The organism is Bacillus sp. EB106-07-01-XG149 (assembly GCF_058791555.1).
Window position 1 is genome coordinate 834,258 of record NZ_JBYTDP010000002.1, and the last position, 14,161, is coordinate 848,418.

General features: G+C 36.4%; 16 protein-coding genes and 3 other annotated features (1 of these 19 running past the window's edge). Of the genes, 6 read left to right on the top strand and 10 right to left on the bottom strand.

The annotated features are described in order from the left end of the window. Positions 1 to 2: 2 nt before the first annotated feature. Together pheS and AC3WTA_RS10425 are read right to left on the bottom strand one after the other, a co-directional pair. Entirely contained in the window at positions 3 to 1,037 is a 1,035-nt protein-coding gene (pheS, locus tag AC3WTA_RS10420; RefSeq protein WP_000388220.1) for a phenylalanine--tRNA ligase subunit alpha, read from the bottom strand. Between the two features lie 43 nt (positions 1,038 to 1,080). After that, positions 1,081 to 1,309: a binding site (T-box leader), on the bottom strand. Positions 1,310 to 1,357: 48 nt separating this feature from the next. Then, the gene (locus AC3WTA_RS10425) at positions 1,358 to 2,155 is read right to left on the bottom strand and encodes a TrmH family RNA methyltransferase (protein ID WP_002096285.1); all 798 of its coding nucleotides are present in this window, start codon (positions 2,153 to 2,155) and stop codon (positions 1,358 to 1,360) included. Between the two features lie 82 nt (positions 2,156 to 2,237). Here AC3WTA_RS10425 and sspI point away from each other — a divergent pair, with 82 nt between their 5' ends. The 5 genes from sspI to AC3WTA_RS10450 all read left to right on the top strand — a co-directional run bounded on the left by sspI (position 2,238) and on the right by AC3WTA_RS10450 (position 4,944). Then, positions 2,238 to 2,447 (top strand): small acid-soluble spore protein SspI, encoded by a 210-nt coding sequence (gene sspI / locus AC3WTA_RS10430; protein ID WP_000009511.1) that lies wholly within the window; start codon positions 2,238 to 2,240, stop codon positions 2,445 to 2,447. A 178-nt stretch (positions 2,448 to 2,625) separates the two neighbouring features. Then, entirely contained in the window at positions 2,626 to 3,183 is a 558-nt protein-coding gene (locus AC3WTA_RS10435) for an HD domain-containing protein (protein ID WP_001189001.1), read from the top strand. Positions 3,184 to 3,322: 139 nt separating this feature from the next. Then, a complete protein-coding gene (locus tag AC3WTA_RS10440) occupies positions 3,323 to 4,036 on the top strand; it encodes a CPBP family intramembrane glutamic endopeptidase (RefSeq protein WP_001182116.1) in 714 nt (237 codons plus the stop codon). Between the two features lie 141 nt (positions 4,037 to 4,177). Next, on the top strand, positions 4,178 to 4,549 hold the full coding sequence (locus tag AC3WTA_RS10445) for a hypothetical protein (protein WP_000950047.1): 372 nt from the start codon (positions 4,178 to 4,180) through the stop codon (positions 4,547 to 4,549). 38 nt (positions 4,550 to 4,587) lie between these two features. Further along, the gene (locus tag AC3WTA_RS10450) at positions 4,588 to 4,944 is read left to right on the top strand and encodes a hypothetical protein (RefSeq protein ID WP_000467049.1); all 357 of its coding nucleotides are present in this window, start codon (positions 4,588 to 4,590) and stop codon (positions 4,942 to 4,944) included. Between the two features lie 22 nt (positions 4,945 to 4,966). Here AC3WTA_RS10450 and AC3WTA_RS10455 read toward each other — a convergent pair whose 3' ends face one another. Beyond that, complete coding sequence (locus AC3WTA_RS10455; protein ID WP_000094766.1) at positions 4,967 to 6,766, bottom strand: DHA2 family efflux MFS transporter permease subunit; 1,800 nt, start codon at positions 6,764 to 6,766, stop codon at positions 4,967 to 4,969. Between the two features lie 12 nt (positions 6,767 to 6,778). After that, complete coding sequence (locus tag AC3WTA_RS10460) at positions 6,779 to 7,432, bottom strand: HlyD family secretion protein (protein WP_001071413.1); 654 nt, start codon at positions 7,430 to 7,432, stop codon at positions 6,779 to 6,781. Positions 7,433 to 7,729: 297 nt separating this feature from the next. Here AC3WTA_RS10460 and AC3WTA_RS10465 point away from each other — a divergent pair, with 297 nt between their 5' ends. Next, positions 7,730 to 8,347, top strand: coding sequence for a TetR/AcrR family transcriptional regulator (locus AC3WTA_RS10465; RefSeq protein WP_000023655.1), 618 nt, complete (start codon positions 7,730 to 7,732; stop codon positions 8,345 to 8,347). A 40-nt stretch (positions 8,348 to 8,387) separates the two neighbouring features. Here the strand turns inward: AC3WTA_RS10465 and AC3WTA_RS10470 are convergent, their stop codons facing one another. The 6 genes from AC3WTA_RS10470 to thrS all read right to left on the bottom strand — a co-directional run bounded on the left by AC3WTA_RS10470 (position 8,388) and on the right by thrS (position 13,955). Further along, on the bottom strand, positions 8,388 to 9,473 hold the full coding sequence (locus tag AC3WTA_RS10470) for a M42 family metallopeptidase (RefSeq protein ID WP_000163550.1): 1,086 nt from the start codon (positions 9,471 to 9,473) through the stop codon (positions 8,388 to 8,390). 69 nt (positions 9,474 to 9,542) lie between these two features. Then, a complete protein-coding gene (locus tag AC3WTA_RS10475; RefSeq protein ID WP_000365057.1) occupies positions 9,543 to 10,034 on the bottom strand; it encodes a dUTP diphosphatase in 492 nt (163 codons plus the stop codon). Between the two features lie 470 nt (positions 10,035 to 10,504). Next, positions 10,505 to 10,861 (bottom strand): 50S ribosomal protein L20, encoded by a 357-nt coding sequence (gene rplT, locus AC3WTA_RS10480; RefSeq protein WP_001138364.1) that lies wholly within the window; start codon positions 10,859 to 10,861, stop codon positions 10,505 to 10,507. 37 nt (positions 10,862 to 10,898) lie between these two features. Then, on the bottom strand, positions 10,899 to 11,099 hold the full coding sequence (gene rpmI, locus AC3WTA_RS10485; protein ID WP_001125946.1) for a 50S ribosomal protein L35: 201 nt from the start codon (positions 11,097 to 11,099) through the stop codon (positions 10,899 to 10,901). Positions 11,100 to 11,120: 21 nt separating this feature from the next. Next, positions 11,121 to 11,624, bottom strand: coding sequence for a translation initiation factor IF-3 (gene infC / locus AC3WTA_RS10490; RefSeq protein WP_000973214.1), 504 nt, complete (start codon positions 11,622 to 11,624; stop codon positions 11,121 to 11,123). Between the two features lie 62 nt (positions 11,625 to 11,686). Continuing rightward, positions 11,687 to 11,807, bottom strand: a sequence feature (ribosomal protein L20 leader region). Positions 11,808 to 12,017: 210 nt separating this feature from the next. After that, positions 12,018 to 13,955: a threonine--tRNA ligase gene (gene thrS, locus AC3WTA_RS10495; RefSeq protein ID WP_000786074.1), complete on the bottom strand. Its 1,938-nt coding sequence runs from the start codon at positions 13,953 to 13,955 to the stop codon at positions 12,018 to 12,020. A 47-nt stretch (positions 13,956 to 14,002) separates the two neighbouring features. Next, positions 14,003 to 14,161, bottom strand: a binding site (T-box leader) (it continues 71 nt past the right edge of the window).

The following is a 14,161-nucleotide window of genomic DNA, read 5'->3' on the forward strand; positions in this document are numbered from 1 at the left end:
CCTTACGCTCGTTTGAATTGTTGTAAGAAACGTACATCATTTGTATAGAAATGACGAATGTCATCTACGCCGTATTTCAACATTGCGATACGCTCTGCGCCCATACCGAATGCGAAACCTTGATATTCTTTTGAATCATAACCAGCCATTTCAAGTACGTTCGGATGAACCATACCTGCGCCTAAAATTTCGATCCAGCCAGTTCCTTTACAAGTGCCGCAACCTTTGCCGTGACACATCATACAAGAAATATCCATCTCTACAGATGGCTCTGTGAATGGGAAGAAACTTGGACGAAGACGGATTTCACGATCTTCACCGAACATCTTTTTCACGAATACTTGCAGTGTACCTTTTAAGTCACTCATGCGAATGTTTTTATCAATTACAAGACCTTCAATTTGCATGAACTGGTGTGAATGCGTCGCATCATCGTCATCACGGCGATACACTTTACCAGGACAAATAATTTTAATTGGGCCTTTTTCTTTATTATTTTCCATCGTACGTGCTTGCACAGAAGATGTATGTGTACGTAGTAACGTTTCTTCTGTAATGTAGAATGTATCTTGCATATCACGCGCTGGGTGATCTTTCGGTAAGTTTAATGCTTCGAAGTTGTAGTAGTCTTTTTCTACTTCTGTTCCTTCAGCTACTTCATAACCCATACCGATGAATACATCTTCAATTTGTTCAACAACAGCTGTTAACGGATGGTGACAACCTGTTTCAACAGGACGGCCTGGTAGTGTAACATCAATTGTTTCCGTAGCCAATTTCGCTTCAATTACTGCTTTTTCTAAGTTACCAATTTTGTCTTCTAAACGCGTTTGGATCGCTTCACGTACTTCATTTACTAATGCTCCCATACGTGGACGCTCTTCTGCTGATAATTTTCCCATGCCGCGTAATACTTCTGTAATTGGACCTTTTTTCCCTAAATACGCTACGCGTACGTCGTTTAAGCCCTTTAGCTCTTTCGCTTCTTCAATAAGCTCTAACGCTTTTTGTTTTAGCTCTTTTAAACGTGCTTCCATTTGGAACCCTCCTAATTTTAAAAATAAAAAAACCTCGCTCCCAAAAAGGGACGAGGTAAATTCGCGGTACCACCCTAAATTGACAGACCAGGTCTGCCCACTCATTAGTTATAACGATCAATTCTGACCGGAACGCCTTTACATATATATGGTCCTGGCGTCAACTCCAGAGGTGAATTCACTTCCGTCTACCATAAGAATACTTTCAGTCTAAGGCATTCTCTCCCTTTATGGCGATTTTGTAAGTTACTCTTCTCTATCAACGTTTTTCGTTATTTAACTTTTAATATAATATACTTCAACTTATTATAAGAAGTTTTTTATTTGTTCGCAACTGGGCTTTGCAAATAATACGTTAAAATCCCTGCTGCAACCGCAACATTTAATGATTCTGCCCCGCCGTAAATCGGAATATACAAGTTTTGATCACTTTTTGCAAGAATTTCTTCGCTTACGCCACTTCCTTCATTTCCTACAATTAATGCAAAACTACCAGCTGGTGTTACTTCACCATATGGAACTCCATTTTCAAGAGCGGTTCCATATACAGGAACGTTATTTTCTTTTAACTTGTCTACCCACTCTTCTAAGTTCCCTTTTACAACTGGTAAATGGAAAATAGAACCTTGTGTAGAACGAAGCACTTTACTATTATATGCATCAACGCATCCTTCTCCAAGCACAACAGCATGAATACCAGCTGCATCAGCTGTACGAATAATTGTCCCTAAGTTGCCCGGGTCTTGAAGACCATCTAATAAAAGAAACTTTCCATCTGCAAGAGCTACTTCACTCTCGTGTTTCTCACAAACAGCAAATACCCCTTGCGTCGTTTCTGTTTCACGGAGTACTTTTACGATTGCTTCAGGTACGATATACATTTCCACATCATTAACTGTCCAATCTTTCGGAAGATCTGTCTGATCAGAAACGATAAGTTCTGTTACAACTCCTGCTTTTAAAGCTTCCTCCACTAAGTGGAATCCTTCTACAAAAAATAAACCTTTTTTATCGCGCTCTTTTTTCGTCTGCAGCTTTTTCCACTGCTTCACACGCGGATTTTGCACTGAATCAATGTTTTTCATAATATGTATTTCCCTCTCTTCTTGTCTTATCATTATAGCCTATTTTTCATACATATTTACATAAAAAAGAACAAAAACTAACGTCAGTTTCAATTCTGAAGAAGAGGTGAAGATAATGAGTTTTAATTTACGCGGTGCTGTATTAGCGAATGTATCTGGAAATTCACAAGATCAATTACAAGAAACGATTGTCGATGCAATTCAAAGCGGTGAAGAAAAAATGCTTCCAGGTCTTGGCGTTTTATTCGAAGTCATTTGGAAAAATGCTGATGAAAATGAAAAACACGAAATGTTAGGAACACTGGAGCAAGGATTAAAAAAATAAACAATAAAAGGTCACCTTAGAAAAAAAACTAAGGTGACCTTTTATGTCTATAAAATTTTTCTTCTCCTAAACATTTCTACTTTACTAACGCTATCCCGATGGAGTACAATGTTCAAAATACATTTAAACCGATCGATTTTCTTATAGACACCATTAGATAAAAAGGAGTGAATGTTTTATGCAACGTATTACGCTTGAACAAGTTTTTAAACATCACATTACACAAAAATATGTAAACCGTTCTGGAATGGTCCACGCGATTGCTGTCGCTTACCATGCGTTTCACTTAGCGAAAAAGCATCATGCCTCAGTCGATGCTGCAACAAAAGCTGGTTTCCTTCATGATATCGGACATCACACATGGTACAGCGAGGGAGAATGGGACTATGACTTGTATAAAAAGAATGATATACATGCAATTAAAGGAGCAGAAAGAGCTCATAAATTGCTTATTAGATTAGGAGAACATCCGAAACTAGCAAAAGAAATTTCTATCGCGATTCTTCTTCATACAGATTCTTTCTTAGTACAGCAAGAAATTGAAAGGACATCTCTTCAAAACATTATTAAATGGGCAGACGAAGCAGATGAAGAAGCAGGCGGAGCACACCATTATAGAACGATTTCTTATGAAAAAGCACTTAAAGCTATTCAGCAGTTAGACCGATTGGTAGAACGTGAATTACAAATAGAGCAATCAAAATCGAATAACAAGATAGAACATAGTTATCAATGAGAAAGAGGCATCACTATAGGGTGATACCTCTTTTATTATTTTATGGAAAATACACTTTTATATGTAATATTTAAATATTACATATAAAAACAAAATACTTTATAATTAAATATACAAATATAAAGAGGTGATTTTATAAATGCAACCCGCTACACAACTTTCTAATGAACAGAAATACTCTATGTCATGGGGACAATTTATTAGCTCAGTTTTATTCGCTTTTTTCGGAACCGGACTTATTACTGTGTTCCTCGCAATGCCCTTAACAATTTATACAGCCGGTCTTACAGATAAAAAACAAATTGCCCTGTATGAATCTATCGTAAATACTGCAAGTATCGTATTACAACTAGCCGTGTTGTTATTCTTCATTTTTAAATTCGAACCCGCAAAAAAATTACTACTAAAATCTTTTAACTTTAAAGCACTTAAAGAATGGCGTACATACGTATACTTACTTCTTTTCTTCACTATAAACATTATACTCAATTACATCTTGTTAAATTATATGTTCCAAGACGCAACAAAGCAGCAATCTTCCGCACTTAACTTAGACGTTTTTAAGCAGTATCAAATATTATTACTTCTCGGCTTCGCAATACTCACACCAATTTTTGAAGAACTTATTTTCCGTGGCTTTATACTTGGCTTCTTCTCAGAGCGATTTCCATTTTGGATTGCAGCCATCATAACAAGTTTCTTCTTCGGTATCGCTCATACATACTCACTTGGAGTCATGGTAATTACTTTCTTCATGGGATTATTAATGGCTATTTTATGTAAAAAAACAAAATCCATTATTCCAGCTATGTTATTTCATATTATGAATAATATGTTGGCATTCTTGAGTTAAAAAGAGGTATCATCGCGATACCTCTTTTATTAATTCGTATTGTTACTTCTCATTTCTATCAATTTATACATATTTATTAATAATATCCAAAATAAACCTCATGTAGTAAAATATAACTGATTCCATAGAAGGAGACTATATATGTTGAGCTTACTTTGGGTTGTTTATATGCCACTTCTTGTTTTATGCGGATTTTTCGGTGGTATCTTTTTAATTGTTATTAGCATGAAACATCGTAAATTATTTGTTGGTTTAATGGGGCTACTTAGCTTCTCCTTTGTCACACTACCTTTTGTTTTTTGGGGCATGGGAGTGGATAGCAATACAATCCTCCCTATTTCAACAACTTTATATTGGATACTGTTTTCTTTAACTGGATTATTAGCAGGGGTAAGTGGAGTCCAAGCCAAAATTAAAAGTATACGTAATATGGGATTCATTATTTTTATCGCTGGTATATTAGGGGTTATCTTCTGGTTACTCATGACTGTAGGTGATTCATACTATATATAATATTTTTTAGAAACGCATAAATCGGAGGTAATACAAAAGTGTTCGGAATATTAACTTGGTTGGTTGTGGCTCTTACTTTGATGTTATGCCAATTCATCGTTGGCATTTTTTTAATTATTGCTGGTATTAAATGTCGTAAATCACTTACTATTATGGCTGGTTTCATTAGCATATCGCTTATTGTTGTTCCTATCCTTTGTATAGGTTCTGGAATAGATTTAGAGGGGATGGTTCCAATTTCGGGAACTTTATATTGGTGTTTCTTCTCTTTGGCTGGACTATTAGCTATTATAAGTGGCAGACAAATATCAAGTATTCGTGCTTTGGGAATGGTTTTGTTTATAACAGGATTGTGCTCCGTAACTGGTTATCATTTTTTATATTTAACTCTTTAAAAAGACAAAAAAAGCAGGGAAATTAATTCCCTGCTTTTCTATTTGGTTTATTGCCTGACGGTAAGAAGAACGATAACACCCAAGCAATACCAGCTAATATTGTCGCAATTAAGAAGGCATCGTTAATACCGTTAATTGCAGATAGTTTTGAAATTTGTCCAAATAATAGTTGCGTGCTCATCGCATCTCCTGCTTGAGCTGATCCAGCAATCGCTGCTAAACTTTGCCCCATGCCGTGTACTTTATCAACTAAAATTGGGTTTGATATTGTTAACATATTTCCATAATCTGCTACGTGAGCAGTCGTTTGCTGCGTCATAAGTGTGATTAAAATCGCTGTTCCAATTGAACCAGCTACTTGTCTTGATGTATTTTGCGTTGCTGTACCGTGAGAAATTAATTTCATCGGCAGTGCGTTCATACCAGCTGTCATAATTGGCATCATAATGAATGACATACCAATCGAACGTATAATATAATCCGTCATAATAACGCTATATGGTGTATCCATCGATAACGTTGTGAATTCATATGTCGCAAACGTTGTAATGGCTAAACCGACAATTGCTAACGGACGAATACCATACTTATCAAATAGTTTACCTGCAATAGGTCCCATGATCCCCATAATTAATGATCCTGGAAGTAATAATAAACCTGATTCTATCGGCGTGAAACCGCGAATGTTTTGCAAGTATACTGGAAGCAATAACATACCTCCGAATAATGCCATCGTAACGATTGCATTAATTACTAAAGTGAAAGTAAATACTGGGTATTTAAACACTTGTAAATCAAGCATTTTATTGTCCGTTGTTAGCTCTCTCCAAATAAATACCGCAATACCTACTACACCAATGATAAGTGAAATAACAACCTCTGCACTAGTCCAACTATTATTTCCTGCTTCACTAAATCCGTACAATAAGCTACCTAGTCCAATACTTGAACTAACAACACCGAATACATCTAACTTCGTTTTAGATACCGGCTGAGCTAGTGTAAAGAATTTTAAAGATAGGAATGTAATAATTAAACCGATAATAAACATCGCATAGAACATTAAGTTCCAGCTATAGTTTTCAATCACCCAGCCCGTTACAGTCGGTCCGATAGCTGGTGCTAAAATCATCGCTACACCTAGTAATCCCATCGCTGCTCCGCGCTTATGAGGCGGGAATAATGTCATGAAAATATTCATACCAACCGGCATTAAAATACCTGCACCAACAGCTTGAATAACGCGGCCCGTCATCATCATTGTAAAGTTTCCTGAAATAGCACAAATGATAGATCCTACCGTGAAGAATAACATTGCCGCTACGAATAATTTACGATACGTAAATCGTGAAACTAAAAAGGCACTAATTGGTACTAAAATACCATTTACAAGCATGAAACCTGTAATTAACCATTGTGCTGTTGAAGTTGATACGTTAAATTCATTCATTAACGGAGGCAATGCAACGTTAATGATTGTTTGGTTTAAAATAGAAACGAACATACCGAGAATTAATACGGCTACAACTGCTTTTACGTTCACATTCTCTGCAGGCGTAAACATTTGTTTTTTCGGCACTTCTTTTTCTTGTTTTACTTCTTCTTGCTTTCCTGTTTCTAACTCAACTACATTAGAAATTTCTGCTTCTTGCTTTCGTTCAATTTCTTTCTCTTCTGTTTCTACCTTACTTACTTCTATTTTATTTACGGCTGGGACTTGTTCTTCTCCCACGTTCGTTTTTTTCTTTCGTAAAAGACGATTTACAAGGAAGAAGACGATTATACAAAATAGTGCATATCCTGCAATTGCAATTGAGGACATCTCATCTCCCCCTTACTTATGAATACGAACTGACACATTCATTCCAGGAACAATATTTACTGATTTACTATGATCTAAAGAAATTTTAACTGGTACTACTTGTGTTACTTTCGTATAGTTCGCTGTTGCGTTGCTTGATGGTAACATAGAGAATGTATTCGCTGTTGTTAATCCAACTTGCTCTACTTTTCCTGATAACGTTGTATCTGGGTATGCATCTACATACACATCTACATCTTGACCTTTTTGTACATCGTCAACATCTGTTTCTTCAATGTTTGCTGTTACCCATAAATTGTTCATATCAAATGCATAAGCAATTGGGCTACCCGCTCCAACGAAAGCATTTGTTGTTGCATTTGATTGTACAACTGTTGCATTTTGTGGAATTGTTACATCTACTGTTTGTTCTCCATTTGCTGCCGCTACAGTAACAGCACCTAATTTATCATTTTCATTGTAATTCTTTCCTACTTCAGCTTTCCAGTCAGTTAATTTACCTGCTACTGGTGATGCAATCGGAATTACCTTTCCATCAATTTTTGCATTTTCTGTTTTCAAATAATTTTCCGCTTGATTGTAATAGTAATAACCGCCAATACCGCCGCCAACTAGTACAATTAATGTGATAATGTTGATAATCACCATTCTTCGAAACTGATTCATTGCATTCCTCTCCTTATATCGCATATAATTTTTTTCTAAACTATTTACGTCCTTATTGTTTAGATTGTTTAATTGTTAATTATATTAACTTTTAAACAAAAAAATCACACCATCTGCGGTGTAAATCGAAATTTATCTACCTGCGAGCGGTGCTGATTTCTGAAGGACTATCGTTTATAATTATAAATAATTATTTTGAATCTACAACCGACAATTTAAGTATGAAATGTTGCTTAAACAACAATATAATACCTATATGTTGTTTAAGTATAAAAAATTAAACGAGGGGAAGTAAAAATGTCTATTAAAAATACAAATGATCCACGTGTAAAGCGGACGAGACAACTCATACAGGATGCTTTTGTCGCTTTAGTAGGCGAAAAAGGATTTGATGATGTAACTGTTCAACATATTGCAGAACGTGCTCCCGTAAATCGTGCTACGTTTTATAGCCATTACCATGATAAATATGACCTATTAGACAAAAGCATCGAAGAAATGTTAGAGAAATTAACAGAAGTTATTAAGCCGAAAAATAGAAATAAAGAAGAGTTTCAACTTACATTTGATTCACCACATCCGACATTTTTGGCTTTGTTCGAACATATCGCAGAAAATGTGAACTTCTATAACGTTATGCTTGGTGATAAAGCCGCTGGAAACTACTCTTATAAAATGATGAAAACAATACAAACACATTTAACATTAAGCTTGTCTATTTCACAGCCAGATGATAAAGATCTTATGGTTCCTCGTGATATTTTAATTAGTTATGTGACAGGAGCTCATATCGGGATGATTATGTCATGGTTAAAAAGAGGGATGATTTATACCCCGCATTTTATGGCCATGCAATTAACTCGTTTAATTATTTTAGGAGCTCATACTGCTGCAGGATTAGAACGACCTTTTTAAAACATAAAAAAGCGAAGGAGAACCTCCTTCGCTTTTTCTATTAATTAAATGTAATGTTATGTACAGCCTCTTTATCAAGACGTTTAATAACTTCTACAATTAACTTCACTGCATTTTCATAGTCATCACGGTGTAACATTGCCGCATGAGAATGAATGTAGCGCGTTGCAATCGTAATTGCCATAGACGGAATACCATTTACAGCAATATGAATGGCACCTGCATCCGTTCCTCCGCCCGCTACTGAATCATATTGATACGGAATTTCTAATTCGTCAGCAACATCAACTACAAAGTCACGTAAACCAGTATGACCAATAACAGACGCATCATATAAAATAATCTGTGGTCCATCGCCCATTTTACTTTGCGCTTCTTTTGCCGTTACACCTGGCGTATCTCCAGCGATGCCAACATCTACTGCGAACGCGATATCTGGTTTAATATAATTCGCAGATGTTTTCGCGCCACGAAGGCCAACTTCTTCTTGTACAGTCCCTACGCCGTATACAACGTTTGGATGCTTTTCATCTTTTAACTGTTTTAATACGTCAATTGCAATTGCACAACCAATTCGGTTATCCCATGCTTTTGCAAGTAACATTTTTTCATTTTTCATCACTTGGAATTCAAAGTAAGGTACAACTTGATCTCCTGGTCGTACGCCCCACTCCATTGCCTCTTCTTGGCTAGAAGCACCAATATCGATGAACATGTCTTTAATTTCAACTGGCTTTTTACGCGCTTCTGGAGGTAAGATGTGCGGTGGTTTTGAACCAATTACACCTGTTACATCTCCTTTACGCGTTACAATTGTCACGCGCTGCGCAAGCATAACTTGTGACCACCAGCCACCAACCGTTTGGAAACGAAGGAAACCTTTGTCATCAATTTGCGTGATCATAAAGCCGACTTCATCTAAATGACCTGCAACCATAATTTTCGGGCCGTTTTCTTCCCCTACTTTTTTCGCAACTAAGCTTCCTAAATTATCAGTAGAAAGTTCGTCCGCAAACGGCTCAATATATTTCTTCATTACTTCGCGTGGTTCACGCTCGTTACCCGCAATACCACGTGCATCTGTTAATTCTTTTAGCATTGTCAATGTCGCGTCTAATTTTGTCATTGCCAACACCCTCCTTTTTCTTCAGTCACTTCATTATACAAAAGGAAATTGAAATATTCAAAAATTAAATCAGTATCCTTGTGTTTGACGCTGATGATTTACTTCATTTTTATCTAAATATGCCTTTTCAATCTCTTCTTGCTCAAACTCTAGCGCTTGTCCAAGTCGAAGATAGCTTGTAAATAATTCAATATAGTTCGTAATAGATGGTTGATCTGTAAAACGAATTACTTTCGCATATGTGTCTAAGAAAATTTCTACTTGTGTTTTATTCGTTTGTGCACATTTATAGAATAGGAAGTTTTTATCAATACCTAAATCAATTCCGATTGATAAAATAAAATGCAAGCCATCTACGTATTCTTCTAATATTACTTCACGTTCTGATGCTGGTTTGTTGCTCCAATATTTAAAACAACGTGTTTCATTTGCAAGTTCTCCAATTTCTACAAGAAGAGCTAACATTTTTTCTTTTAACAACTTTTTCGGTTGTAAATCATGCTCTTTCACAATACGGTCATCTAATTCTTTTTGTAATTTAAATAGTTGTAGTAAGTCCATTCTATTGTCCTCCTCCAACATCGCATTTTACGCAACAATGTTGTTTCATCTCAAAGTTCATTATTATTTTTCGTTTCTTATTAATAAGTCAGCCATTTATCTCTTTACAAAATAGCTTGTCCTTAATTTACAAATACGTTTCAATCATCACTATTAGATTGTTCACTCCGATTGGTGATAGTTAATCATTATCCGGGGATTGTCCACTGATAAAAAATTTATTTTATCTGATGAAAGTTCCATATCATCTTTCCATTATAGCAGTGTCGTTTCAGGTAGGAAAGATACTCTTCTTTCCAAAGGGGGATAATTGAAAAAAGCCAGGAGAATTCTCCTGGCTTCATATATATATTCTTCTATATCGCTATAGCTTTTATATTGATTTTGTCATATCGATAACGACATACTTCTCTTTGAATACAAATAAAAAAACCTTAGAAGAAAAATCTTCTAAGGTTTCAACTAATTAATTAGTTAATGTTGTTTTTTGCAACTGTTGCTAATTCAGCGAAAGCTTTTTCGTCATGAACAGCTAAGTCAGCAAGCATCTTGCGGTTAACTTCGATGCCAGCATTTTTAAGACCGTGCATTAAGCGGCTGTAAGAAAGACCATTCATACGAGCTGCTGCGTTGATACGTGTAATCCATAATTTACGGAAGTCACGTTTCTTTTGACGACGGTCACGGAATGCATACATTAGAGATTTCATAACCTGTTGGTTAGCAACCTTGAATAATGTACTCTTAGAACCGTAGTAACCTTTTGCTAATTTTATAACTTTTTTACGACGTTGACGAGTAACTGTACCACCTTTTACTCTTGGCATAATATTACCTCCTAATTGTTCTATATATCAGCCGAACTTATTTTAAGTTGTCAAGCATTTGACGAATGCGTTTGAAGTCACCAGCGCTTACTACACCAGCTTTACGTAGTTTACGTTTAGCTTTTGTAGATTTGTTAGCGAATAAATGGCTTGTGTAAGCGTGAGAACGTTTCAGTTTACCTGATCCAGTCTTTTTGAAACGCTTTGCAGAGCCGCGATGAGTTTTTTGTTTAGGCATAGGTATTTCCTCCTCTATCTATTACTTATCGTTTTTCGGTGCTAAAACTAAGAACATACTACGTCCTTCCATTTTAGGCTTAGATTCAATTGTACTAACTTCAGCACAAGCTTCTGAGAAGCGATCTAAAACACGTTGACCGATTTCTTTATGAGTAATGGCACGTCCTTTAAAGCGAATTGACGCTTTAACCTTGTCGCCTTTCTCTAAAAACTTGATAGCATTACGAAGTTTTGTGTTAAAGTCGTGTTCATCAATTGTTGGACTTAAACGAACTTCTTTCATGCTAATTACTTTTTGATTTTTGCGCTGTTCTTTTTCTTTCTTCTGTTGCTCAAAGCGGAATTTACCGTAGTCCATAATGCGGCATACTGGCGGTTTCGCATTTGGAGCAACTAATACTAAATCAAGATTAAGATTTGCAGCTAAGTCTAAAGCGTCATTACGAGACTTGATTCCAAGTTGATCGCCATTTGCACCAACTAAACGTACTTCACGTGCACGAATTTGCTCGTTAATCATCATATCCTTGCTAATAGTAAGCCACCTCCAAGGTTTTTTCAGAACATCTTTTGTAGTCATAGAACCCGACAAAAAAAGTGCGGGCATACGACACCCACACTTGTAAATTCTTAAGTAAGAAATACATTTACCTGTAAACTGCGAATGCGTCCATCAGGTGAGAAGCGGGTGCTTCTACTTTTTCCACAAAACAATATTCTATTATCCTTGATGAGTTTATCATAGGACATGACGTCTGTCAAGAAGACGCGATGTGTTTTACTAACAACAAGAAATATTGTAACAAACAACTAACATACTTGCAATACTTTTTTATGATAAGTATTGTTTGGTTATTTTTTCTAGTTTTTCTTTTTTATAATACATACGAAAGCCGCGGTATACCGCGGCTCTGTCTTATCGTTTTCCTTCTACTTTAATCATATCAACAAAAGCATCTAATGCAATTGTTTCTGATTTTTGTTCACCATATTTACGTACGTTTACGCCGTTTTCAGTTACTTCATTGTCACCTACTACAAGCATGTACGGAATTTTTTGCATTTGTGCTTCACGGATTTTGTAACCAATTTTCTCTTCGCGAGTATCTAATTCAACACGGATACCAGCACGTCGTAATTCATCTTGTACTTTCTTCGCATAGTCTAAATGTACTTGCGGAGAAACTGGAATTACTTGCGCTTGAACTGGAGCTAACCAAGTTGGGAATGCACCTTTGTATTCTTCAATTAAGAAGGCTACGAAACGTTCCATAGTTGATACAACACCACGGTGAATTACAACTGGACGATGTTGTTTACCGTCTTCACCAACGTAAGATAATTCAAAGCGTTCTGGAAGTAAGAAGTCTAATTGTACAGTTGAAAGTGTTTCGTCTTTTCCAAGAGCAGTACGAACTTGAACGTCAAGTTTTGGACCGTAGAATGCCGCTTCACCTTCAGCTTCATAGTAATCAAGACCCATTTCATCCATAGCTTCTTTTAACATACCTTGTGCTTTTTCCCACATTTCATCATCAGCATAGTACTTTTTAGTATCAGCTGGGTCACGATAAGATAGACGGAATGAATAGTTCTCTAAACCGAAATCTTTGTACACTTCTAGAGTTAAGTTTACAACACGTTTTAACTCTTCTTTAATTTGATCTGGGCGAACGAAAATGTGCGCATCGTTTAAAGTCATTCCGCGTACACGTTGTAATCCAGATAATGCTCCAGACATTTCATAGCGGTGCATTGTTCCAAGTTCCGCAATACGGATTGGTAATTCACGGTAGCTGTGAATATCATTTTTATAAACCATCATGTGGTGAGGGCAGTTCATTGGACGAAGAACTAACTCTTCATTATCCATTTCCATTGATGGGAACATACCATCACGGTAGTGATTCCAGTGACCAGAAGTTTCATAAAGCTCTCTGCTTCCTAGTACTGGAGTGTATACGTGATCATAGCCTAAGCTTGCTTCTTTATCAACGATGTAACGCTCGATAATGCGGCGGATAGTTGCACCTTTTGGTAACCAAAGTGGTAAACCTTGTCCTACTTTTTGGCTATTAGTAAATAGTTTTAATTCTTTACCTAATTTACGGTGATCGCGCTCTTTCGCTTCTTCAAGCATACGTAAGTGCTCATCTAATTCTGCTTTCTTAACGAATGCAGTACCGTAAATACGTTGTAGCATTTTATTATTGCTATCGCCGCGCCAGTAAGCACCTGCAACGCTTAATAATTTAAATACTTTAATTTTCCCTGTAGATGGAAGGTGAACACCACGGCAAAGGTCGAAGAATTCGCCTTGCTCATAGATTGAAATAACTGCATCTTCTGGAAGGTCGTTAATTAAATCTAATTTTAACTCATCGCCGATTTCTTCAAAGCGACGAAGTGCTTCTGCACGTGGCACTTCATGACGAACGATTTCTAAGTTCTCGTTCACAATTTTTTGCATTTCTTTTTCGATTTTCTTGAAGTCTTCAACTGTAATTGCTTCTTCCATATCAATATCGTAGTAGAAGCCATTTTCAATTACTGGACCAATGCCAAGCTCAAGCTTAGCATCTTTATATAAACGTTTTAACGCTTGTGCTAATAGGTGGGCTGTTGAATGGCGTAAAATGTATAAGCCATCTTCAGAATCTAATGTAATAATAGAAACTGCACCATCTTCTTCGATTGGTGTAACAAGATCGATCATCTCATCGTTTAATTTTCCAGCCACAGCTTTTTTCTTTAAGCCTGGGCTAATAGAAGCTGCGATTTCTTCAGTTGTTACGCCTTTTGGAAACTCCTTCACAGCTCCATCAGGGAAAGTAATTTTAACTACATCTGCCATCACTGGTCACTCCTCTTTTTTTCAAAATAAAAAACACTCATCCCGTAAAAAGGGACGAGTGTTGAATTCGTGGTTCCACCCTTGTTCCAATTAACATTATTGTTAATTGCTCAAGTTCAACATAACGGTGTTGTCCGTTAGCAATTACTAGGAAAAACCGTTCACTGCTAAAGTTTAGAGGTGGTAAGTAATAATCCCGTACTAGG

Excerpts from the sequence above, each read along its gene's own strand:
- pheS (WP_000388220.1), bottom strand. The coding sequence starts at position 1,037 with ATGGAAGCACGTTTAAAAGAGCTAAAACAAAAAGCGTTAGAGCTTATT.
- AC3WTA_RS10425 (WP_002096285.1), bottom strand. The coding sequence starts at position 2,155 with ATGATAAGACAAGAAGAGAGGGAAATACATATTATGAAAAACATTGAT.
- sspI (WP_000009511.1), top strand. The coding sequence starts at position 2,238 with ATGAGTTTTAATTTACGCGGTGCTGTATTAGCGAATGTATCTGGAAAT.
- AC3WTA_RS10435 (WP_001189001.1), top strand. The coding sequence starts at position 2,626 with ATGCAACGTATTACGCTTGAACAAGTTTTTAAACATCACATTACACAA.
- AC3WTA_RS10440 (WP_001182116.1), top strand. The coding sequence starts at position 3,323 with ATGCAACCCGCTACACAACTTTCTAATGAACAGAAATACTCTATGTCA.
- AC3WTA_RS10445 (WP_000950047.1), top strand. The coding sequence starts at position 4,178 with ATGTTGAGCTTACTTTGGGTTGTTTATATGCCACTTCTTGTTTTATGC.
- AC3WTA_RS10455 (WP_000094766.1), bottom strand. The coding sequence starts at position 6,766 with ATGTCCTCAATTGCAATTGCAGGATATGCACTATTTTGTATAATCGTC.
- AC3WTA_RS10460 (WP_001071413.1), bottom strand. The coding sequence starts at position 7,432 with ATGAATCAGTTTCGAAGAATGGTGATTATCAACATTATCACATTAATT.
- AC3WTA_RS10465 (WP_000023655.1), top strand. The coding sequence starts at position 7,730 with ATGTCTATTAAAAATACAAATGATCCACGTGTAAAGCGGACGAGACAA.
- AC3WTA_RS10470 (WP_000163550.1), bottom strand. The coding sequence starts at position 9,473 with ATGACAAAATTAGACGCGACATTGACAATGCTAAAAGAATTAACAGAT.
- AC3WTA_RS10475 (WP_000365057.1), bottom strand. The coding sequence starts at position 10,034 with ATGGACTTACTACAACTATTTAAATTACAAAAAGAATTAGATGACCGT.
- rplT (WP_001138364.1), bottom strand. The coding sequence starts at position 10,861 with ATGCCAAGAGTAAAAGGTGGTACAGTTACTCGTCAACGTCGTAAAAAA.
- rpmI (WP_001125946.1), bottom strand. The coding sequence starts at position 11,099 with ATGCCTAAACAAAAAACTCATCGCGGCTCTGCAAAGCGTTTCAAAAAG.
- infC (WP_000973214.1), bottom strand. The coding sequence starts at position 11,624 with ATGATGATTAACGAGCAAATTCGTGCACGTGAAGTACGTTTAGTTGGT.
- thrS (WP_000786074.1), bottom strand. The coding sequence starts at position 13,955 with ATGGCAGATGTAGTTAAAATTACTTTCCCTGATGGAGCTGTGAAGGAG.